General features: G+C 65.5%; 20 protein-coding genes, 1 tRNA gene and 1 pseudogene. 14 read left to right on the top strand and 8 right to left on the bottom strand.

Annotation, left to right across the window (positions count from 1 at the left end; genetic code table 11):
• Positions 1-226 precede the first annotated feature (226 nt).
• Positions 227-457, bottom strand: coding sequence for a hypothetical protein (locus ACJJVR_RS17315; protein WP_405406495.1), 231 nt, complete (start codon positions 455-457; stop codon positions 227-229).
• On the opposite strand from ACJJVR_RS17315, the pseudogene ACJJVR_RS17310 reads away from it, so the two are divergent.
• The 10 genes and pseudogenes from ACJJVR_RS17310 to ACJJVR_RS17265 form a co-directional block, all read left to right on the top strand.
• A pseudogene (locus tag ACJJVR_RS17310) lies at positions 403-654 on the top strand (IS5/IS1182 family transposase); the annotation flags it as partial. The gene ACJJVR_RS17315 and the pseudogene ACJJVR_RS17310 overlap by 55 nt on opposite strands.
• Positions 655-768: 114 nt before the next feature.
• Positions 769-1,137: a hypothetical protein gene (locus ACJJVR_RS17305; protein ID WP_405406448.1), complete on the top strand. Its 369-nt coding sequence runs from the start codon at positions 769-771 to the stop codon at positions 1,135-1,137.
• Positions 1,137-3,959, top strand: a complete 2,823-nt coding sequence (locus tag ACJJVR_RS17300) for a response regulator (RefSeq protein ID WP_405406446.1) — start codon at positions 1,137-1,139, stop codon at positions 3,957-3,959. Before ACJJVR_RS17305 ends, ACJJVR_RS17300 begins: the two co-directional genes overlap by 1 nt.
• A gap of 2 nt (positions 3,960-3,961) precedes the next feature.
• A complete protein-coding gene (locus tag ACJJVR_RS17295) occupies positions 3,962-4,936 on the top strand; it encodes a diguanylate cyclase (RefSeq protein WP_405406444.1) in 975 nt (324 codons plus the stop codon).
• A gap of 587 nt (positions 4,937-5,523) precedes the next feature.
• A complete protein-coding gene (locus ACJJVR_RS17290; RefSeq protein WP_405406443.1) occupies positions 5,524-7,122 on the top strand; it encodes an ABC transporter substrate-binding protein in 1,599 nt (532 codons plus the stop codon).
• A 63-nt stretch (positions 7,123-7,185) separates the two neighbouring features.
• Positions 7,186-8,208 carry an ABC transporter permease gene (locus tag ACJJVR_RS17285; protein ID WP_405406493.1) on the top strand — a complete coding sequence of 341 codons (1,023 nt, stop codon included), beginning with the start codon at positions 7,186-7,188 and terminating at the stop codon, positions 8,206-8,208.
• Positions 8,205-9,128, top strand: coding sequence for a nickel transporter permease (gene nikC / locus ACJJVR_RS17280; protein ID WP_405406442.1), 924 nt, complete (start codon positions 8,205-8,207; stop codon positions 9,126-9,128). Before ACJJVR_RS17285 ends, nikC begins: the two co-directional genes overlap by 4 nt.
• Positions 9,125-9,979: an ABC transporter ATP-binding protein gene (locus ACJJVR_RS17275; RefSeq protein WP_405406440.1), complete on the top strand. Its 855-nt coding sequence runs from the start codon at positions 9,125-9,127 to the stop codon at positions 9,977-9,979. The genes nikC and ACJJVR_RS17275 overlap by 4 nt, the downstream gene beginning before the upstream one ends.
• 1 nt (position 9,980) lies before the next feature.
• Complete coding sequence (locus ACJJVR_RS17270) at positions 9,981-10,742, top strand: ABC transporter ATP-binding protein (RefSeq protein WP_405406438.1); 762 nt, start codon at positions 9,981-9,983, stop codon at positions 10,740-10,742.
• Positions 10,739-12,130, top strand: coding sequence for a M20 family metallopeptidase (locus ACJJVR_RS17265; RefSeq protein WP_405406437.1), 1,392 nt, complete (start codon positions 10,739-10,741; stop codon positions 12,128-12,130). Before ACJJVR_RS17270 ends, ACJJVR_RS17265 begins: the two co-directional genes overlap by 4 nt.
• A gap of 40 nt (positions 12,131-12,170) precedes the next feature.
• Here ACJJVR_RS17265 and ACJJVR_RS17260 read toward each other — a convergent pair.
• Positions 12,171-12,247 (bottom strand) — tRNA-Arg (locus ACJJVR_RS17260).
• A gap of 152 nt (positions 12,248-12,399) precedes the next feature.
• Here ACJJVR_RS17260 and ACJJVR_RS17255 point away from each other — a divergent pair.
• Positions 12,400-12,696 (top strand): PRC-barrel domain containing protein, encoded by a 297-nt coding sequence (locus ACJJVR_RS17255; RefSeq protein WP_405406436.1) that lies wholly within the window; start codon positions 12,400-12,402, stop codon positions 12,694-12,696.
• A gap of 50 nt (positions 12,697-12,746) precedes the next feature.
• Here the strand turns inward: ACJJVR_RS17255 and ACJJVR_RS17250 are convergent, their stop codons facing one another.
• Together ACJJVR_RS17250 and ACJJVR_RS17245 are read right to left on the bottom strand one after the other, a co-directional pair.
• Complete coding sequence (locus ACJJVR_RS17250; RefSeq protein WP_405406434.1) at positions 12,747-13,208, bottom strand: GNAT family N-acetyltransferase; 462 nt, start codon at positions 13,206-13,208, stop codon at positions 12,747-12,749.
• Between the two features lie 67 nt (positions 13,209-13,275).
• A complete protein-coding gene (locus ACJJVR_RS17245) occupies positions 13,276-14,415 on the bottom strand; it encodes an aminotransferase class V-fold PLP-dependent enzyme (RefSeq protein ID WP_405406432.1) in 1,140 nt (379 codons plus the stop codon).
• 138 nt (positions 14,416-14,553) lie between these two features.
• Here ACJJVR_RS17245 and ACJJVR_RS17240 point away from each other — a divergent pair, with 138 nt between their 5' ends.
• From ACJJVR_RS17240 to ACJJVR_RS17230, 3 genes are read left to right on the top strand one after another with little or no spacing between them, the layout of a single operon-like run.
• On the top strand, positions 14,554-15,261 hold the full coding sequence (locus ACJJVR_RS17240; protein ID WP_405406430.1) for a type 1 glutamine amidotransferase: 708 nt from the start codon (positions 14,554-14,556) through the stop codon (positions 15,259-15,261).
• A complete protein-coding gene (locus ACJJVR_RS17235) occupies positions 15,258-16,613 on the top strand; it encodes a glutamine synthetase family protein (RefSeq protein ID WP_405406428.1) in 1,356 nt (451 codons plus the stop codon). The genes ACJJVR_RS17240 and ACJJVR_RS17235 overlap by 4 nt, the downstream gene beginning before the upstream one ends.
• On the top strand, positions 16,610-17,905 hold the full coding sequence (locus ACJJVR_RS17230; RefSeq protein WP_405406426.1) for an NAD(P)/FAD-dependent oxidoreductase: 1,296 nt from the start codon (positions 16,610-16,612) through the stop codon (positions 17,903-17,905). Before ACJJVR_RS17235 ends, ACJJVR_RS17230 begins: the two co-directional genes overlap by 4 nt.
• On the opposite strand, the gene ACJJVR_RS17225 is transcribed toward ACJJVR_RS17230, so the two are convergent.
• The 4 genes from ACJJVR_RS17225 to ppk2 are packed head-to-tail and all read right to left on the bottom strand — an operon-like array spanning position 17,894 to position 20,438.
• Positions 17,894-18,343 (bottom strand): TerB family tellurite resistance protein, encoded by a 450-nt coding sequence (locus ACJJVR_RS17225; RefSeq protein ID WP_405406424.1) that lies wholly within the window; start codon positions 18,341-18,343, stop codon positions 17,894-17,896. The genes ACJJVR_RS17230 and ACJJVR_RS17225 overlap by 12 nt on opposite strands.
• Positions 18,344-18,375: 32 nt before the next feature.
• The gene (locus tag ACJJVR_RS17220; RefSeq protein WP_405406421.1) at positions 18,376-18,669 is read right to left on the bottom strand and encodes a DUF1330 domain-containing protein; all 294 of its coding nucleotides are present in this window, start codon (positions 18,667-18,669) and stop codon (positions 18,376-18,378) included.
• A complete protein-coding gene (locus ACJJVR_RS17215; protein WP_405406419.1) occupies positions 18,666-19,526 on the bottom strand; it encodes a PhzF family phenazine biosynthesis protein in 861 nt (286 codons plus the stop codon). The genes ACJJVR_RS17220 and ACJJVR_RS17215 overlap by 4 nt, the downstream gene beginning before the upstream one ends.
• A gap of 9 nt (positions 19,527-19,535) precedes the next feature.
• Entirely contained in the window at positions 19,536-20,438 is a 903-nt protein-coding gene (ppk2, locus tag ACJJVR_RS17210; protein ID WP_405406418.1) for a polyphosphate kinase 2, read from the bottom strand.
• Positions 20,439-20,458 lie beyond the last annotated feature (20 nt).

Genomic DNA, 20,458 nt, shown 5'->3' with positions numbered 1-20,458 from the left:
GCCAGCCCCTATTATTGCAGCTCTGACGGCGTCCGTGGTCGCGGCGCTCCCATGACGAACTTGTCCCATGATGATTCCCTCCATTCCTGAGAAAGGATCGCACCATCAAAACCTGGGATCAAAGAACGAATGACCACGGTCCACCTCCGCGTCAATGGCGTTGGCTTCCCCGTGAGGTCGGACATCACACCGGGGCGAGTGTCTAATTATTAAGGTTTTTAGCTGGTCATGGACGGCACCTTGTCTGCGCCTGCTGCGCCTGCTGCGCCTGCTGCGCCTGCTGCGCCTGCTGCGCCTGCTGCGCCTGCTGCGCCTGCTGCGCCTGCTGCGCCTGCTGCGCCTGCTGCGCCTGCTGCGCCTGCTGCGCCTGCTGCGCCTGCTGCGCCTGCTGCGCCTGCTGCGCCTGCTGCGCTGCTCGCAGACTGGCGACATGGCATCGGCGAGGTTCGCAAAACAATGGAGGCGCGCAACGTCGTCTCTATGCGCAGGTTCCGCAAGTTGCGCGATCGAACCCTCTGTCGAGTGCGCATTCTCGTCGTAAGGTGCTTTAATAAGCGCAAGAATGCCCGCCGCGCCGCCGGCCGTGGCGACACGACCACCGAAAGCGACCTTGGCTTCATCGACATCATCTCGATCCGCCGTTCGTCAACGTGATCCGGGCCTCCAAGTGAACCGTATCGTTTTGGACATTCTTGCATTCGACCGGTCTCGGGACGCGGGCCGCTGTGCCGGGTATCGTACGGTCTGACGGCGGCACAGGAGCGCAACGTGACATCAGGAACCGGCAGCAACGCTCTCTCACCGGTCCCTTCAGGGGCGGGGATCTGCGCGGTATTGCCGGCGCTGGCGCTGGCTCTGGCGGGGTTGCTGGCACTGACAGGGCATGCGCTGACCCGACCGGGGTTGCCAGGGCAATATCTTGTGATGACCCGGCCGGGCCTTCACAGGGCCGATGTGCTTGACATGGTTCACTCCGCAGGAGGCGGGGTCATCGCCTTTGCCGCGCTGCCCGGGATGTCGATTGCCCTGTCGGGAGACGATGAATTTGTGGATCGCGTGCGTCTAGCGGGCGCATGGGCTGTTTTGCCCGCGCCGGGGGCACTGGGTTGCGTTGCTTCCGACGCGGAGGGCCTCTGATGAACGTGGAACTGAACGCCTTGAGGGCACGATACGGCGGTTTGCTGGTCACGTTGTTCTGGGCGCATGTCCCCGTGGTGGGTTTTGCGGCGGCCTGGGTGGGCAGCATGTCGCCCGTGGTGGCGGTTTTTGCGGCGGCTGGGCTGGCCACGATCTATCAGCTGCTGTGGACGGTGCGCGGCAACCAACCCATGACGCGGAACTTTGCCGCAGTGGCCCTGGTGGGCGAACCTGCACTGTTCCTGCTGGTGTTCGAGGGGCACCCTTGGCAGATGGACATGCACATGTATTTCTATGCCGTGCTGGCGTTGAACCTGGCGTGGTTCGACCGCGCTGCGCTGTTCACGTCGGCGGCGGCGATCACGGTGCATCACCTGTTCCTGTTCTATCTTTTGCCAAGCGCGGTGTTCTCGACCAACGGTGATCTGGGGCGGGTGCTGCTGCACGCGACGATTGTCGCATTTCAGACGGCGGTGCTGGTCTGGGTCAGCGACAAGGTCGTCCGGTCGTTCGATCGCATCGGAAAGATGAGCGACGAGATCGTTGCAAAAAGCGCTGCGCTGGAGGAGCGGACCCGCGAGGCAGAGGACGCGAACCGCACGAAAAGCATGTTCCTGGCCAACATGAGCCATGAGATCCGCACCCCCATCAACGCCATCCTTGGTTTTTGCCATCTGGTGCAACGCACGCCGCTGGAGCCGCGCCAGCGCGAGCATGTCAGCCGCATCGGCACCGCGGGTGGCGTGTTGTTACGACTGATCAACGACCTGCTGGATTTTTCAAAGAACGAGGCGGGGGCACTGACGCTGGAGGAGATACCTTTTGATCTGCGGTCCGCCATGTCGTGCCAGGTGCAGATGGTGGCCGACGCGATGGCGGCGCAGAATCTGACGCTGCGCCAGGAGATCGACGATCGCGTGCCGGACATGCTGGTCGGCGACGAACTGCGCCTGAACCAGGTGTTGCTGAACCTGTTGAGCAATGCGACCAAGTTCAGCAAGGACGGAGAGATCGTCCTGTCCGCCCGCCTGGCAGAGCGGACCGACAATGACGCGCGCGTCGAAATTGCGGTCCGAGATTGCGGCATCGGGATGACGCCCGATCAGCTGGGGCGGCTGTTCACGCCGTTCACCCAGGCGGATAATTCGACCACGCGGCGGTTCGGGGGGACCGGTCTGGGGCTGGCGATCTGCAAGCAGATCGTCCAGCAGATGGATGGCTGGATTCGTGCAGAGAGCGTCGCAGGTCAGGGAAGCGTCTTTACGTTCTCGCTGTGCCTTGGAATCAGTCAGGTGGTCGATACAGACTCGGTGCAACCCGACAGTGCGGTCAGCGCCCTGCGCATTCTGATTGCCGATGACAGTCCGATCGCCCTGAAGATGCTGGAAGAGATCTTTTCCCGGTGGCAGATGCGGGTGATCCTGGCGCCACTGGGACAGGCTGCGCTGGATATGGTCCAGGCGGCCGATCAACGCGGCAATCCCTATGACCTGCTGATCATCGATTGGAAGATGCCCGATCTGGACGGGTTGCAGACGCTGCGCGCGTTGCGGCGCCTGCCGCTGCGGCGGATGCCCGCGACGATGGTCATGACGGCGCATGGGGTCGATGCCGTCATGGGAGAGGCCGGAGGCGAGCCGATAGATCTGTTCTTGGCCAAGCCCATCAACGCGCGCAATCTGTTGGTGGCACTGAAGCAGTTGCCTGGGCTGGCCGAACGCGACGGTCGGGCGGTTGTCGCAGACCAGCCCGCGGTCCCGGTCCTGCCGCAGGCCTTGCAGGGCCAGCGTGTCCTGTTGGTCGAGGACAATCTGATCAACCAGGAAATTGCCGTCGCCCTGCTTGGCGATGCAGGATTGCTGGTCGATTGCGCCGAGAACGGGCTGGTGGCCTGCCGGATGGTCGAGGCCGGGGCGGATGGTTACGCCGCGGTGCTGATGGACATGCAGATGCCCGAGATGGACGGCCTGACCGCCACACGCCAAATCCGCCTGACGCACAGCGCCGATGACCTGCCCATTATCGCGCTGACCGCACATGCCTATGACGATGAGCGCCGCGCATGTCTGCAGGCAGGGATGTGCGATCATGTCACCAAGCCGGTGGATCCCGCCCGCCTGGTCGCCGTTCTGGCCCGGCACATGCGGATCGTGATGGTGAAACCCGATGCGCAGCACCATGTCGAGGCTGTCGTCACGACCGATCTGCCGGATTGCCTGTCTCCGTTCGACATCCCCGCCGCGCTGGCGCGGGTGAATGGCAAGCGGCCTTTGCTGCGCCGTCTGATCCTGTCGTTTGCCGACACGAACCGCGACATGGTCGCGCAAATGGCGCAAATGATCGCCGAGGGGCGAATCCAGGACGCGCACCGCGCCGCGCATACCCTGAAGGGTGTCGCGGCATCCCTGGAACTGCCTGATATCGCTGCATTGGCCGCCAAGATCGAGGGTCGGCTGCACGATGGTGATCACGATGGCATCGATGCGATGCTGGCCGATTTGGCCAGTCCGCTGGCTGTTGCGATCGCTGCGGCCGACAGCCTGTCGCCGGCCGCGCCGGATGCGCACCCGGCAGCGTCCATGCCGCAACCCGCGGGCGATATCGTGGCGATCGCGCAGATGCGCGTTCATCTGCGTGATCAGATCCGCCGCCGCAGCATGGCGGCGCGCGCCAGCTTTGATGCGCTGGCCGAGGCCTTGCGCCTTGACCGCGCTGCGATGGACGAACACCCCGTGCGGCGGGCGCTGCTGCGGTTGGATTATGCCGCGGCGGACGCACTGCTGGATGGCCCCATACATGACGCCGGTCAGCCGAGGATATGAACATGGACAATCGCCCCGTCATTCTGGTGATCGACGACGAACCTGCCAACATCGAGATTGTCACCGCCGTGCTGGAGGACGAGTACGAGATCTGCTTTGCGCTGTCGGGGGAGCAGGCCGTGCAGGTGGCGCGTGCCAGCAGGCCGGACCTGATCCTGCTGGATGTGGTGATGCCGGGGATGGACGGGTATCAGCTGTGCCGCATCTTCAAGGCCGATCCCGTGCTGAGCGATATTCCGGTGATCTTTGCGACTGCCCTTGGCGATGACGAGGCCGAACTGCGTGGGCTGGCGGTCGGGGCCATCGACTATGTCACCAAACCGATCCGTCCTGCCGCGCTGCAGCGGCGGGTTCGCAACCATGTCCAGATGAAGCGCATGCGCGATCAGTTGACCGAACAGGCGCTGCGTGACCCGCTGACCGGTCTGGCCAACCGGCGAATGCTGGAACGGCGCCTGCAGGCCGAACTTCACCGGCAGGCGCGTGACGGCGGGCTGATCGCCGTCCTGATGCTGGACATCGACCATTTCAAGGGTTTCAACGACACCTATGGGCACCCCGAAGGCGACATTTGCCTGCAGGCCGTATCGCAGGCGCTGGCGCGGGCGATCCGCCGGTCGGGCGATCTGTGCGCCCGCTATGGCGGCGAAGAGTTCGCCTGTATTCTGCCCGGCACTGACCTTGACGGCGCGCTGCACCTGGCCGAGACGATGCGCGCCGGGGTCGAGATGCTGGCCATTCCGCATCGTGCATCGCAGGTGGGGCAGGTGGTGACCATCAGCATCGGCGTTGCGTCCGGGCGCTGCGACATGGGCAGCGATAATGCCTTTTGGCTGACCGGTGCCGACCGGATGCTGTATCGCAGCAAGCTGGCTGGGCGGAACCGGGTCTGTGGCCAAGTGATGACCGCCGATCACCCGACGCGTATAGGCACCACGGGCGATCGGCCGATGACCGGGGACGCCAAGATAGGCTAGATATGTGATCCTAGGATTGGTCTGAATCGCCTCATGGACGCGACGCGGACCCGCGCAGGGTGTCAGAGCTGCAATCATCAATGTTGCTCTACATTTGGTCACAGGACCGGCCCCGATGGTTTTGGTCCCTGCGTGCAGGCGTAACCCAGAGGCCGTTGTGAAATGGCGCAGGCGCGAAAGCATGATCGGCCTTGGTGACGATACCCGCCGACCCTCTGCGACAAAAACCATGCGTTTGGTCGAATGATCAGGTCGGGCGGATAGGCCGCATCGTTCAGAACGCGATGACACAGCGCCTGCGTCGCGACGACCATGAGCTGCTCTGGACATATCGCGTGCCCGTGTGGGCTGCTTGCAATGTCGCATGCGGGCTCAACACTCACGGGGCCACGCGTTGTGGACACATCCCCAGGATATGGGCAGAGCCAGCCTGAATGCGGTCGCCGGGATGCCGGGATGGAACATCCGGGGGGTCGTTTCGGGCAGGTAGTCCAGATTGGCATTGAATGCGGACCGGCCCTGCGGCAGGCTGCAGGGCATGCAACCCCGCGACACAGCGGGGGCCAATCACCGACAGGAACCTCTCCATGACATACCATCTGACCTCGCGTGCCGTGCTTTTGGCCTCGGCGCTGGCCTTTGCCCCTGCGGCCTGGGCGGAAACGCCGGCCGATACCCTGGTCGTGGCCCATACGATCGACGACATCATCAGCCTGGACCCTGCGCAGGCCTTTGAATTCGCGGGCAACGACGTCAACAACAACACCTATGACCGGCTGGTCGATTTCAACCCGATGGACCCCGAGGCGGGGTTCCAGCCCAGCCTTGCAACCGACTGGGAGGTGTCCGAGGACGGGTTGTCCATCACGTTTACCCTGCGCGACGATGTGACATTTCATTCCGGCAACCCGGTTCGCGCCGCTGACGCCGCGTGGTCGCTGCAGCGCGCGGTCAAGCTGGACAAGACGCCGGCCTTTATCCTGACGCAGTTCGGGTTCACCGCCGACAATGTCGAGCAGATGATCACCGCCGACGGCAACATGCTGACGCTGACGATGGACAAGCCCTATGCGCCGACCTTTGTGCTGAACTGCCTGACGGCCAACATCGCCAGCGTGGTCGACATGGAGACGGTGATGGCCAACGAGGTCGACGGCGACCTGGGTAACGGCTGGTTGAACACGAACGAGGCCGGGTCGGGCGCCTATGTCCTGGCCGCATGGCGCCCGAACGAGGCGGTGCAGCTGACGTCGAACGAGGAATACTGGCAGGGCGCCCCTGACATGAAGCGGGTGATCGTGCGCAACGTGGCCGAATCCAGCGCGCAGCGGCTGCTGCTGGAACAGGGCGACATCGACGTGGCGCGCAACCTGACGCCCACGGATGTCGAATCCATCGCCGCGGTCGACGGTGTGACCATTCAGGACGAACCGCGCGGGCGCATCCTGTACATGGGTCTGAACCAGAAGGACGAACTGCTGTCCAACCCCGCCGTGATCGAGGCGATGAAGTATCTGGTCGACTATGAGGGTATCACCGGCAGTTTTCTGAAGGGTCAGTTCGTCACGCATCAGACCTTTCTGCCGTTGGGCTATCTGGGCGTGCTGGAGGAGCAGCCCTGGACCTATGACGTCGAAAAGGCTCGTCAGATCCTGACCGACGCGGGAATCGAGGGCGGCACCATCACCACTCGCGTGCGCGACCTGCGCGAATACGTGGACGTGGCCCAGACGCTGCAGGCGTCGATGGCCCAGGTCGGCCTGACGCTGGAGATCGAGCAGATGACCGGCGCGCAGGTGCTGGACGCCTATCGCGCCCGCGAGGTCCCGATCTTTCTGGGCGAATGGGGACCGGACTATTCCGACCCGAACACCAATGCCGCGACTTTTGCCTTCAACCCTGACAACAGCGACGAGGCCGCGGCCGTGGGCCTGCTGGCCTGGCGCAACGCCTATGAGGTGCCGGCCGACATGAACGACGCCACCGTCGCCGCCACCCTGGAACAGGACGCCGACACCCGCGCCGCGATGTATCAGGACATCCAGCGCCAGTATCAGGCAGAGGCCCCCATCGTGCCGCTGTTCCAGCGCATCGAACAGGTCGGCCTGCGCGACGGCGTCCAGAACTGGTGGAGCGGCGGGGCGATTTCGTCGGTCATCTATCGCCAGGTCACGAAGGGCGAATAAATGTCGCTGACCGAACAGCCGGGGGCCGGGGGCGCGTCCTCCGGCCCCGATCCGTCCCGCCGCATGGCCCTGGCCCGACGCCGCGCGCGCAGCATCGTCGGCACGCTGTTATCGCTGGCGCTGACCCTGCTGGGCCTGCTGCTGGTCACCTTCATCATCGGGCGGGTCATGCCGATCGACCCGGTGCTCAAGGTCGTGGGCGACCGCGCAACCCAGGCGCAATACGACGCCGCCTATGTCGCGATGGGGCTGGACCAGCCGCTGATCGTGCAGTTTCTGTCCTATGTGGGCGACGTGTTGCGCGGCGATTTCGGACGGTCCATCTCCACCGGGCAGCCGGTGGCACAGGACATCGCCCGCGTCTTTCCCGCGACGTTCGAACTGGCCGCGCTTGGCACGTTCATTGGTGTCGTCATCGGTGTGCCACTGGGCGTGATCGCCGCGGCACGGCGCGGCGGCATCATCGATCAGGTCGCGCGGGTCGTCGCACTGATCGGCTATTCAATGCCGATCTTTTGGCTGGGGCTGATGGGGCTGCTGATCTTTTACGGCATGCTGGGCTGGGTCGGAGGACCGGGGCGGCAGGGGATCATCTATGATGGAATGGTGCCCAACGTCACGGGCATGGTGCTGGTCGACAGCCTGATCGCCGGGGACTGGGCCGCGTTCCGCGATGCGTTCTCGCACATAATCCTGCCGGCCAGCCTGCTGGGCTATTATTCGCTGGCCTATATCAGCCGCATGACGCGCAGCTTCATGCTGGAACAGTTGTCGGCGGAATACGTCACCACCGCCCGCGTCAAGGGCCTGTCCGAACGGGCGGTCATCTGGGGCCATGCCTTTCGCAACATCGCGATCCCGCTGGTCACCGTCATCGCGCTGTCCTTTGGTTCGCTGCTGGAGGGGTCGGTCCTGACCGAGATCATCTTCAGCTGGCCGGGCCTTGGCAGCTATATCACGCGCGGCCTGCTGTCGGGCGACATGAACGCGGTGCTGGGCGGCACGGTCGTCGTCGGCGTCTGCTTTGTCCTGCTGAACCTGTTCAGCGACATCCTGTACCGTTTCCTTGATCCGAGGTCGACATGAGCGCCGTTTCCCGCCCCCCGGAGAGCCGGCGCGACTGGCTGCTGTCCGACGCGCCCCAGACCCGCCGCCAGGCACGTCTGGGTGCGCTCTATCAGGGATGGCTGACCTTTCGCGCCAACAAGCTGGCGATGGTTGGGCTGATCGTGCTGGTGCTGCTGATCGGCATGGCGATCCTGGCGCCGCTCATTTCGCCGCAAAGCCCCTATGCCCAGAACCTGGCCGACCGGCTGCAGCCGCCCTCCGCCGCGCATTGGCTGGGCACCGACGCATTGGGACGCGATATCCTCTCACGACTGCTCCACGGGTCGCGCATCACGCTGTTCATCGTGGGCACGGTCGCGCTGATCGCGCCGGTCATCGGGTTGCTGATCGGTACGGTCGCGGGGTTCGCCGGGGGCTGGGTCGATCAGGTGCTGATGCGGGTGACCGACATCTTTCTGGCGTTCCCTAAGCTGATCCTGGCGCTGGCCTTTGTCGCGGCGCTTGGGCCCAGCATCGGCAATGCGGTGCTGGCCTTGGCGCTGACCGCGTGGCCGCCCTATGCGCGCCTGGCCCGGGCCGAGACGCTGACCATCCGCAACGCCGATTTCATCGCCGCCGCGCGCCTGCAGGGGGCGGGGCGGTTGCGTCTGCTGATCCGGCATATCTGGCCCTTGTGCCTGTCGTCGCTGATCGTGCGGGTGGCGCTGGACATGGCGGGGATCATCCTGTCGGCGGCGGGTCTGGGCTTTTTGGGTCTGGGCGCACAGCCGCCGCTGCCGGAATGGGGGGCGATGATTTCCGACGGGCGGGGCTATATCCTGGACTTCTGGTGGGTTGCCGCCATGCCGGGCATCGCGATCTTTCTGGTGTCGATGGCCTTCAACCTGCTGGGCGACGGGCTGCGCGACGTGCTGGACCCCAAGGGAGACAAGTCGTGACCGAACCCCTGTTGTCCGTGCGCGACCTGCGCGTCACCTTTCCGACCCGACAGGGCGAGTTTCAGGCCGTGCGCGGCATCGACTTCGACCTGGGCCGCGAACGTCTGGGCGTGGTCGGCGAGAGCGGGTCGGGCAAGTCCATGACCGGCCGCGCGATCCTGGGCCTTGTCCGCCCGCCGGGCCGGGTCGAGGCCGCCCGGATGGAGCTGGAGGGCCATTCCATCCTGAACCTGCCCGACCGACAAATGCGCGCCATCCGCGGCGGGCGCATCAGCATGGTCATGCAGGATCCGAAATTCAGCCTGAACCCGGTGATGACCGTGGGCCAGCAGATCATCGAGGCCTATCGCCTGCACGCCCGCGCGCCGCGCGCCGCCGCCCGCGCCAAGGCGCTGGAAATGCTGGAGGCCGTCCAGATCCGCGACCCCGAACGCGTCATGGACAGCTATCCCCACGAGGTATCGGGCGGCATGGGACAGCGCATCATGATCGCCATGATGCTGGCCCCCGACCCCCAGATCCTGATTGCGGACGAACCAACCAGCGCGCTGGACGTGTCGGTCCGGACCGAGGTGCTGCATATCATGGACCGGCTGGTTCGCGACCGGGGCATGGGGCTGATCTTCATCAGCCACGACCTGAACCTTGTGGCGCAGTTCTGCGACCGGGTGCTGATCATGTATGCGGGTCGCGTGGTGGAAACGCTGCCCGCGCGCGACCTGCATCAGGCACAGCACCCCTATACCCGGGGGCTGCTGAACAGTTTGCCGCGGCTGGACGCGCCGGTGTCGCGCCTGCCCGTGCTGGAGCGTCAGGACAGCTGGCGCGAGCCTGTCGTGAAAGGGCCCTGAGATGCTGAGCGTTGCCGATCTGACCGTCTGGTTCGGGCAGGAACCCGACCGCGTCACCGCCGTCCACGGCGCGTCATTCGACGTGGCGCAGGGCGAGAGCTTTGGTCTGGTGGGCGAAAGCGGATCGGGCAAGTCCACGATCCTGCGTGCCATCGCCGGGCTGATCCCCGGCTGGTCCGGTGGCATCACCGTCGACGGCCATGCCCAGCAGGGAGAGCGTCGCGACCGGGCGTTCTTTCGCACCGTCCAGATGGTGTTCCAGGACCCTTATGCCAGCCTGCATCCCCGCCATTCCGTCGATGCCGTCCTGGCCGAAACCCTGCGCCTGCAGGGCATGGACCGGATCGACCAGCGCATCGTCAAGCTGCTGGATGACGTGGGGCTGGGCCGGGGGTTCCGGTTCCGCTATCCGCACCAACTGTCCGGGGGACAGCGTCAGCGTGTCGCGATTGCCCGCGCGCTGGCCGCCGAACCGCGCCTTTTGTTGCTGGACGAGCCGACCAGCGCGCTGGACGTCAGCGTTCAGGCCGAGATCCTGAACCTGCTGGCCGATCTGCGCGACGAACACGGACTGACCTATCTGATGGTCAGCCACGACCTGTCGGTGATCGCCCACATGTGCGACCGTTTGGCCGTGATGCAGCGTGGCCGCATCGTCGAGATCCTGCCGGCGGCCAACCTGCGGGCGGGGCAGGGCGCCCAGCCCTATACCACCCACCTGATCGAGGCGTCCGCCGGATACCGCCCCGAGGTCCGCCCATGACCGATGCGCGACAGGCCGCGGTGGACAGGGCCAAGGCCTATTTCAATCAGGGCGGGTTCCAGACCGATCTGGCGGTGCTGGTGGCCCATCCGACCGAAAGCCAGAACCCCGAACGGCGTCCCGAACTGGGGCGCTATCTCACCGAGGCGATGGTACCGCGGCTGGCGGGTCTGGGCTTTGCCAGCCGCATTCTGGACAATCCCGACCCGCGCGGCGGCCCCCTGTTGATCGCGGAACGGATCGAGGATCCGGCCCTGACCACGGTCCTGACCTATGGCCACGGCGACGTTGTCCGCGCCCAGACCGACCAGTGGCGCGAGGGGCTGACCCCCTTTGCCCTGACGGCCGAGGGCGACCGCCTGTACGGGCGCGGGGCTGCCGACAACAAGGGACAGCACCTGATCAATCTGGCCGCGCTGAGGGCGGTCATCGACACGCGCGGGCATCTGGGTTTCAACATGCGGATCATCTTTGAGATGTCCGAGGAAACCGGATCGGCGGGTCTGGCGCAGGTCTGCCGCGAGCATGCCGATGCGCTGATGGCCGATGTGCTGATTGCATCGGACGGCCCGCGCCTGCAGGCCGATGTGCCGACGCTGTTCATGGGGTCGCGCGCGGCGCTGTCCTTTGATTTGGTGCTGGAACTGCGATCGGGGGCGCATCATTCGGGCAATTGGGGCGGGTTGCTGGCCGATCCGGCGATGATCCTGGCGCATGCGTTGGCCACGATCTGCGACGGGCGTGGTCAGATCCGGGTCCCGGAATGGCGCCCCGACAGCCTGACGCCCGCGTTGCGCGACGCCCTGCGCGACCTGTCGGTGATCGAGACCGGCGGCCCCCAGATCGACCCCGATTGGGGAGAGGCCGAGCTGACGCCTGCCGAACGCGCCTTTGGCTGGAACAGTTTTGCGGTGCTGGCGATGACGTCGGGCGTGCCTGACGCGCCGGTGAACGCCATTGCGGGCCGCGCGCACGCGACATGTCAGCTGCGTTATGTGGTGGGGACCGATCCCGACGACATCCTGCCCGCGCTGCGCCGTCATCTGGACCGCCATGGCCATCAGGCGGTCCGCATCCTGCCCCGCGACGGCGACCCTGCGCATGCCACGCGGCTGATGCCCGACCATGAATGGGTGCGCCGGGTTGCGGTATCGGTCCAACGGACCACCGGGCAGGCGCCACATCTGTTGCCGAACCTGGCGGGGTCGCTGCCGAACGATTGTTTTGCCGGTATTCTGGGCCTGCCGACGATCTGGGTGCCCCATTCCTATCGCGGCTGCTGTCAGCACGCGCCGGACGAACACGTGTTGCAAAGCCTGTCGCGACAGGCGCTGGCGATCATGGCGGGGCTGTGGTGGGATCTGGGGTCGGGTCTGGACGGTGACTGACGACGATGGCGTGCATCAACGTGCTGATCTGCGACGGTAATGGTGACCCCGGCAGGATTCGAACCTGCAACCTATTGATTAGAAGTCAATTGCTCTATCCAGTTGAGCTACGGGGCCGTCGGGATGGTCTTTCTTAGCGGCAGGCGCATCGGCAATCCAGCCGCTAATCGCATCCCCATGCACGAAGTTGTGCACGTGAGCGTCGCACGCGTATGGAACATCGTCGACTGCGCCCGAGTTGTCCCTTCATACCACGCAAGGAGGTCGACATGGACCACGCAAATCACACCCGCCTGACTCACGACGAACTGACCGAAGCCGTTCTGGACGGTGCCACCGTCTATGGTCCTGGCGACGAGACAGTGGGAACAGTGTCCCATACCCACGGCATGGGACTGGCCGCGAAGGTCGTTCTGGACGTCGGGGGGTTTCTGGGCATCGGTGCCAAACCGGTCATGGTGTCCGCAACAGAGCTGGACTTCATGCGCGATGAGACCGGGACGGTGCACGCCAAAACGCACTGGACAAAAGACGATCTGAAAGCTCTGCCCACGCACGAGCACTGATCGCCAGACAAATCAAAACGGCGCGCATCGCAGGGTGCGCGCCGTTTTCGTTACAGCATCAGCGTCATGAAGACGGAATGCGGGTCGGCACGATAGCTGCCAAAGGGTGGGCACTCCGTGAACCCTTCGCGTGCATAGAGCCCGCGCGCGGCGACAAATCCCGGTTGCACCCCGGTTTCCAACGACAACCGCTGATAACCTGCGCCCCGTGCATGCGTCAGCATATGTCGCAGCAGCATCCGTGATACGCCCCGCCCGCGCTGTTCGGACAGCACATGCATCGACTTCAGTTCGCCCTCGGATGTGCCCAGATCCTTGACCGCGCCCATCGCAACCGGCTGACCGCCGTCGCGCACGACAAAGAACGTGATGGCCGGGTCGGCCAAGGCAGTTTTGGGCATCATGTGAATGGATTCGGGTGGTGTGTCGGCGTGCATTTCGGCGGTGTGGCGCTGGAACAACAGGTCCAAGTCAGAGCCAAGCGGGCTTTCCAGTTCGATCGTCAGCGTCATGTTCGGGTCCTGTCGACACATTCTCACCGGCGGGGCAGTACCCCGCCTTTACGCGCGCGTCAAAGGCTTAGCGGCACGGCCCGATCACCCGGTCCAGCACCGGTACCAGCCGGGCCAGCGTGCCCTCGACATCGCGCAGCTTGTCTAGGCCGAACAGCCCGATGCGAAAGGTCGAAAACTCCGCCCCCTCGTCGATGGCCAGCGGCACGCCCGCTGCGATTTGCGTGCCCAAGGCCGCGAATGCCTTGCCCGATTTCACCTCGGGGTCGCTGGTATAACTGACCACGACGCCGGGCGCCTGGAACCCCTCGGCCGCCACCGACCGGATGCCGCGCGCAGCCAGATCGTCGCGGACCGCGCGGCCAAGGCACCATTGCGCGTCGCGGGCGGCGTCGAACCCCATCGCGCGGGTCTCCTCCATCGCGTCGCGCAGGCCCAGCAGGGCGTCGGTCGGCATGGTCGCGTGATAGGCGTGCCCGCCGTCCAGATAGGCCTGCATGATCGCGCGCCATTTCTTCAGGTCCAGCGAAAAGCTGTCGCTATCGGTGGTGGCCAGCCGTTCAGCGGCCCGTTCGGACAGCATCACCAGGCCCGCGGCAGGGGATGCCGACCAGCCCTTTTGCGGGGCCGAGATCAGCACGTCCACACCGGTGGCCTGCATATCGACCCAGATCGCGCCCGATGCGATGCAGTCCAGCACCATCAGCGCGCCGACCTCGTGCGCGGCATCGGCAAGGGCGGTGATGTAATCGTCGGGCAGGATCAGCCCCGCCGATGTTTCCACATGCGGCGCAAAGACCGCGTCGGGACGCGCCTCGCGGATGCGGGCCACGACCTCGTCGATGGGGGGCGGCGCATAGGCAGGCTGGGGTTCGTTCCCCTGTGGGCGGGCCTTGACCACGGTGACCTCGCGCGCGAACGCGCCCGCGTCGAAAATCTGGCTCCAGCGATAGCTGAACCAGCCGTTGCGAACGATCAGCGCATGCGCGTCGCGACCGAACTGACGCGCGACTGATTCCATCGCATAGGTGCCGCCGCCCGGCACGATCACCACCTGCGCCGCGCCATAGACGTCGCACAGGCCCGCCGACAGGTCACGCATCACCTGCTGAAACCGTTTCGACATGTGGTTCAGGGACCTGTCCGTGAACACGACCGAAAATTCGTCAAGGCCGTCGGGGTCGATCTCGGGGCGCTGGTGGGGCATGGGAACATCCTTTCCGTTGCGCGAACCCTAGCAACTGCGCGCCCGCCGGGCCAGACCGCCAAAAGGCGCAAGCGCCCCCCTTGCGGCCCCCCCTGCGGGGCGACTAGGCTTTGCACACAAGCAACATCAAGGTTTTTCATGCGGATCGGCATCCTTCAATGCGGCCAGTCGCCGGCGCAGCTGAAGCGGGATTTGGGCGACTATCCCGACATGTTCGTACGCCTGCTGGGCGGGCGCGGATTCGACTTTGCCACCTGGCATGTCGAGGACATGGCGTTCCCCGACGACATCCACGACGCGGACGGCTGGCTGCTGACCGGATCGCGTCATGGCGCGTACGAGGATCACGCCTTCATCCCGCCGCTGGAGGATTTCATCCGCCAGGTTCATGATGCCGGCGTGCCGATGGTCGGCATCTGTTTCGGCCATCAGATCATCGCGCAGGCCCTGGGCGGCACGGTGGTCAAGCATCCCGGCGGATGGGCCGTGGGCGCGCAGGACTATGATTTCGGCGGCCAGCCCGTCACGCTGAACGCGTGGCATCAGGATCAGGTTGTGGCCCTGCCGCCCGGTGCGCAGGTCGCGGGCCGCAATGCGTTCTGCGAAAATGCCGCGCTGATCTATGGTGACCGGGCGTTCACGGTGCAGGCCCATCCGGAATTCGGCGACGCGTTCGTTCAGGGTCTGATGGACACCCGTGCCAAGGGGGTCGTGCCCGACGACCTGCTGGCGGGTGCCGCCGCACGCATGGGTCAGGCCCGCGGATCGTCCCTGCTGGCCGACCGGATCGAGGCGTTTTTCAAGCAACCCCGCGCCCTGGCGCGACCGGACAAAGGTGCCGCATGAGCGACTGGACCGAAAAGCTGCCCCAGGCTGCGCGCGACTTTATGGCCGGGCGTCGCCTGGACGAGGTCGAATGCATCGTGGCCGACATCGCGGGCGTGGCCCGTGGCAAGGCGATGCCCGCGTCGAAATTCGCGCGGCAGAACCAGTTCTATCTGCCCAATTCGATCTTTCTGCAGACGATCACCGGCGAATGGGCCGACAACCCGTCGGGCGCATTCACCGAACCGGACATGGTGATGGTGCCCGACTATTCCACGGCCACAGCCGCACCCTGGACCGCCGATTGGACCATTCAGGTCATCCATGACGCGACCGACCAGCAGGGCAACCCCATGCCCATCGCGCCGCGCAACGTGCTGAAGCGCGTGGTGCAGCTGTACCGTGACAAGGGCTGGAACCCGGTCGTGGCCCCTGAAATGGAGTTCTTTCTGGTCGCCCGCAATATCGACCCGAACCAGCCGATCATTCCGCCCATGGGTCGCACCGGGCGCCGCGCGGCGGCGAAACAGGCCTATTCTATGTCGGCGGTCGATGAATACGGCAAGGTCATCGACGACATCTATGATTTCGCCGAGGCGCAGGGGTTCGAGATCGACGGCATCCTGCAGGAAGGCGGCGCGGGTCAGGTCGAGATCAACCTGAACCACGGTGACCCTGTCGCCCTGGCCGACGAGATCTTCTATTTCAAGCGGCTGATCCGCGAGGCCGCCCTGCGCCACGACTGTTTCGCGACCTTTATGGCCAAACCCATCGAGGGCGAGCCGGGCAGCGCCATGCATATCCACCATTCGATCACGGACATCGCCACCGGCCAGAATATCTTTTCCGACGAAAAAGGCCGCGAGACGCCGGCGTTCCTGCATTTCATCGCCGGGATGCAGCGGCATCTGCCCGCGGCCATCGCGCTGTTGGCGCCCTATGTGAACAGCTATCGTCGCTATGTCCCGGATTTCGCGGCACCGATCAACCTGGAATGGGGCCGCGACAACCGCACCACGGGCCTGCGCGTGCCGATTTCGGGCCCCGAGGCACGGCGGCTGGAAAACCGGCTGGCGGGGATGGACTGCAACCCCTACCTGGGCATCGCGGCGTCGCTGGCCTGTGGATATCTGGGCCTGCTGGAGGCGGAAAATCCGCGCGCGGAATGTCTGGGCGACGCCTATATGTCGCAGGACGAGCTGCCCTACAACCTGGGCGATGCGCTGGACCTGATGATGGAGAACGAGGCAATGCGCGGCGTTCTGGGAGAAGAGTTCACCGCCGTATACGAATCGGTCAAGCGCAACGAATACAAGGAGTTCCTGCAGGTCATCAGCCCATGGGAACGCGAACACCTGCTGCTGAACGTATGAACCTGCTGCATCTGAACGACCGGCCCGGCGCCTATCCGCCCAGCCTATATGCCGCCCAATGCGGGACGCAGCCCGACCTGCCGCCCCTGCAGGGCGAGGCGCGGGCCGATGTCGCGGTGATCGGCGCAGGCTATACCGGCCTGTCGGCGGCGCTGCATCTGGCGCGTCGGGGCCTGTCGGTGACCGTGCTGGAGGCGCAGCGCGTCGGTTTCGGGGCGTCTGGTCGCAACGGTGGCCAGATCGGGTCCGGCCAGCGGCAAGAGGTCGACTGGCTGGAGGCGCATCTGGGCCGCGACACCGCCCGCCGCCTGTGGGACCTGGCCGAAGAGGCCAAGACCGCCGTCCGCGACATCGCGGCCGAGGCTGAGGTACCGATCCGCGGCGGCATCGCCCATGCCTGCCGCACGGCGGCCGAGGTCGATCATGCCCGTCACATGGCCGACCATCTGGCGCGCCACTATAATTACGCGCAGGTCACCCCTCTGGACCGGGACGGCATGGCCGCGGCACTTGGCAGTACGGCCTATGTCGGCGGCGATCTGGACCGGGGGGCCGCGCATGTGCAGCCGCTGGCCCTGACCCTTGGCATGGCGCGGCTGGCGCGTGATGTGGGCGCGGTGATCTACGAACGCAGCCAGGTCACCGGTCTGACCCATGGCGCGCCCAGCATCATCCGCACCGATCAGGGCGTGCTGCGGGCCGATCACGTCATTCTGGCCTGCAACGGTTATCTGGGCGATCTGGACCGGGGCGTGGCCGGGCGGGTGATGCCCATCAACAACTATATCGTCACGACCCCGCCGCTGGAAGACCACCCCGAGATTCTGCCGGACCGCATCGCGGCGGCGGACACGAAATTCGTGGTGAACTATTGGCGGCTGGACGATGAACGGCGGCTGGTCTTTGGGGGCGGGGAAACGGTCACCTATCGCTTTCCGCGCGACATTGCGGCGGTGGTTCGCCCGCACCTGCTGTCAGTCTATCCACAGTTGCAGGGCGTGTCCCTGACCCATGCCTGGGGTGGGACGCTGGCGATCACGATGAACCGAATGCCGTGTTTCACCCGCCCCGCGCCGAACTGCCTGTCGGCCAGCGGCTATTCGGGGCACGGGGTGGCGATGGCGACACTGGCGGGCCGCCTGATGGCCGAGGCCGTGGCGGGGCAGGCCGACCGGTTCGATGCGATGGCGGCGGTCCCCACGCGCCCCTTTCCGGGCGGCACGGCGTTGCGCAAACCATTGCTGGTCGCGGGGATGGCGTGGTTCGGGCTGCGCGACCGCTTAGGGTTCTAGGCCCATTCGGGCCAGCACATGCTGGCGGATCTCGGCCGATTCGCGGTCGGTCATGCCCAGCAGGCTGGAGACGAGACGGATCAAGCTGTCCTCGTCCGCGCCACGGTTGCGGTCGGCATAGGCGACCTCCCACAGGGCGGCCAGCACGGCGCGACGATCCTCCAGCGCGATGCGGTCCTTGATCTGACGGGTGAAACGCACCGTGTCGCTGGCCTCGGCCTCCAGCGCCTCTGCATCGGCACGGCGGGCGGCGGCTTCGGTGGCGGTCAGGCCGCGCCGCGCCAACACCTGTTCGATCCGGTCGCGTTCGGCCTGATCGTAATGGTCGTCGGCGCGCGCGACGCGCACCAACAGGGCCGCAATGGCCAGTTCGGCGTCGCCGCTGTCGATCGGTTCGGCAGTCTCGCCCATCAGGCGCGTCAGAAGATCCATGAACATCGGCTCAGGATGCCCGCCCGCGGCGCAGGGGTCTAGCCGGGCCAGCCCTCGACGATGATCACATCTGCGGCAGAGACCGGTTCGCGCAGCGCGCGGGCGGCTTGGTAACCGGGGCTGTCGTAGCAGGCCTGCGCTGCCTCCAGCGATGGGAACTCGATCACCACGCTGCGGGGTCGGGCCTGACCCTCGACCACCTGCTGCGGCCCGCCGCGAACCAGAAAGCGCGCGCCGAATTCGGCAAAGGGCGCGGCGTTGGCTTGGCGATAGGCGTCATAGGCGTGGTCGTCATCGATCGTCACGTGGGCGATCCAATAGGCCTTGGTCATGGTTCCTCCGGGATGCGGATGCGGCCCTGTGCCACGGGAACGGCACGGCCCGACACGCAGACCTGCACCAGCGCGCCGTCGCGCACGGTGACGCGTAGGCCCAGATCGGACGGGCGCCCCATCTCGACCCCCTGGCGCAGGGACAGGCGCGTCTCTCCGTCAGGCAGGACACCTGCGGCCAGCAGTGGGGCGGCAAGGGTGGCGGTGGCCGATCCGGTGGCGGGGTCTTCGGGAATGCCGTTGGCGGGGGCGAACATGCGCGCGCGGAACCCCGCGCCATCGGGGGCATAGGCATAGACCTTGGCAATATCGGTGGTCAGCGCGTCAAATTCCGCGCCGGTCGGGCGCGCGTCGGCCAAGGCCTGAATGTCGCACAGCGGGACAAAGATGAACGCCGGACCCGCATGGGCAATCACCGGGCGGTGTCTGCCAAACCCGATCTGGCCCGCGCGCAGGCCCAGCCCGGCGGCGGCCAGATCGACCGCCACCGCATCGCCCAGTTGCGGCAGAACCGGGGCCGCGAACTCCGCCAGGCCGTCGCGGACGGTCACCGGGACCGGTCCCGCCTGCTCCTCCAGCACTAGATCGCCGTCGCCATCCGACAGGTGCAGCGCGCATCCGATGGTCGGATGGCCCGCAAAGGGAATCTCCGCCAGCGGCAGAAAGATGCGGACCCGCGCCCGGTTGGCGGGGTCCTGCGGGGCCATGACAAAGATCGTCTCGGACAGGTTGAACTGGCGGGCGATGGTCTGCATCTGTTGCGTGGACAGGCCATCGGCCCCCATCACCACCGCCAGCGGATTGCCCGCGAACGGCCGGTCGGTGAAGACGTCATAGACATGGAATTCCAGCATCATCGCCCCGGTTCAGTATTTCTGCGGCACATACAATTCGCGCGGGACCACCTCACGCTCGTAGTCGGGGTTGAAGACCCGGTCAGGCAGGGTGATCTGTTCGTGGTCCACATCGCCATAGGGGATCAGTCCCAGCAGGTGATCGATGCAGTTCAGACGCGCGCGTTTCTTGTCGTTGCCGGGCACGATGTACCACGGCGCCTCTGGGATGTTGGTGCGTTCGAACATGTCTTCCTTGGCCTTGGTATAGGCCTCCCACCGGACGCGGGACTGCAGGTCCATGGGCGACAGCTTCCACTGTTTCAGCGGGTCGTGGATGCGCATCTGGAATCGCATCTGCTGTTCCTCGTCGGTGATCGAGAACCAGTACTTGACCAGCCGGATGCCCGACCGAACCAGCATGCGTTCAAATTCCGGCACGTCCTGAAAGAACTGCTCCACCTGATCCTCGGACGCAAAACCCATCACGCGTTCCACACCGGCGCGGTTGTACCAGCTGCGGTCGAACAGCACGATTTCGCCGCCGGCGGGCAGGTGGGGCACATAGCGTTGGAAATACCATTGCGTCTTTTCGCGATCCGACGGTGCGGGCAGGGCCACGACGCGGGCCACGCGCGGGTTCAGCCGCTGCGTGATACGCTTGATGGCGCCACCCTTGCCAGCGCTGTCGCGACCCTCGAACAGCACGACGACGCGTTCGTTGTTGTGGCTGACCCAGTCCTGCAGGCGGATCAGTTCGGATTGCAGGCGCAGCAGTTCCTGGAAATAGCGTTTGCGGTCCATCTGGTCGGGATGGTGGCTGCGATAGATGCGCCGGATCTCGGCCGACAGGGCGGCGTCCTCCATCTCCAGCTCGATATCTTCGTCCAGGGTCTCCTGCAGCTCTGCCTGCAGCCAGTCCTTGTAGTCGTTCATCTGCGTCTCCGATGCCTTTG

The sequence above is a fragment of the Paracoccus sp. Ld10 genome (genome assembly GCF_045064235.1).
Taxonomy (GTDB): Bacteria; Pseudomonadota; Alphaproteobacteria; order Rhodobacterales; family Rhodobacteraceae; genus Paracoccus.
Note: the sequence above shows the minus strand (reverse complement) of the source record. Positions and strands in the feature narration are given on the sequence as shown.

Coding starts and splice junctions, on each gene's coding strand:
- ACJJVR_RS17220 (WP_405406421.1), bottom strand. CDS start 18,669: ATGACCAAGGCCTATTGGATCGCCCACGTGACGATCGATGACGACCAC.
- ACJJVR_RS17270 (WP_405406438.1), top strand. CDS start 9,981: ATGCTGAGCGTTGCCGATCTGACCGTCTGGTTCGGGCAGGAACCCGAC.
- ACJJVR_RS17240 (WP_405406430.1), top strand. CDS start 14,554: ATGCGGATCGGCATCCTTCAATGCGGCCAGTCGCCGGCGCAGCTGAAG.
- ACJJVR_RS17290 (WP_405406443.1), top strand. CDS start 5,524: ATGACATACCATCTGACCTCGCGTGCCGTGCTTTTGGCCTCGGCGCTG.
- ACJJVR_RS17215 (WP_405406419.1), bottom strand. CDS start 19,526: ATGATGCTGGAATTCCATGTCTATGACGTCTTCACCGACCGGCCGTTC.
- ACJJVR_RS17265 (WP_405406437.1), top strand. CDS start 10,739: ATGACCGATGCGCGACAGGCCGCGGTGGACAGGGCCAAGGCCTATTTC.
- nikC (WP_405406442.1), top strand. CDS start 8,205: ATGAGCGCCGTTTCCCGCCCCCCGGAGAGCCGGCGCGACTGGCTGCTG.
- ACJJVR_RS17245 (WP_405406432.1), bottom strand. CDS start 14,415: ATGCCCCACCAGCGCCCCGAGATCGACCCCGACGGCCTTGACGAATTT.
- ACJJVR_RS17255 (WP_405406436.1), top strand. CDS start 12,400: ATGGACCACGCAAATCACACCCGCCTGACTCACGACGAACTGACCGAA.
- ACJJVR_RS17285 (WP_405406493.1), top strand. CDS start 7,186: ATGGCCCTGGCCCGACGCCGCGCGCGCAGCATCGTCGGCACGCTGTTA.
- ACJJVR_RS17250 (WP_405406434.1), bottom strand. CDS start 13,208: ATGACGCTGACGATCGAACTGGAAAGCCCGCTTGGCTCTGACTTGGAC.
- ppk2 (WP_405406418.1), bottom strand. CDS start 20,438: ATGAACGACTACAAGGACTGGCTGCAGGCAGAGCTGCAGGAGACCCTG.
- ACJJVR_RS17225 (WP_405406424.1), bottom strand. CDS start 18,343: ATGTTCATGGATCTTCTGACGCGCCTGATGGGCGAGACTGCCGAACCG.
- ACJJVR_RS17230 (WP_405406426.1), top strand. CDS start 16,610: ATGAACCTGCTGCATCTGAACGACCGGCCCGGCGCCTATCCGCCCAGC.
- ACJJVR_RS17235 (WP_405406428.1), top strand. CDS start 15,258: ATGAGCGACTGGACCGAAAAGCTGCCCCAGGCTGCGCGCGACTTTATG.
- ACJJVR_RS17295 (WP_405406444.1), top strand. CDS start 3,962: ATGGACAATCGCCCCGTCATTCTGGTGATCGACGACGAACCTGCCAAC.
- ACJJVR_RS17300 (WP_405406446.1), top strand. CDS start 1,137: ATGAACGTGGAACTGAACGCCTTGAGGGCACGATACGGCGGTTTGCTG.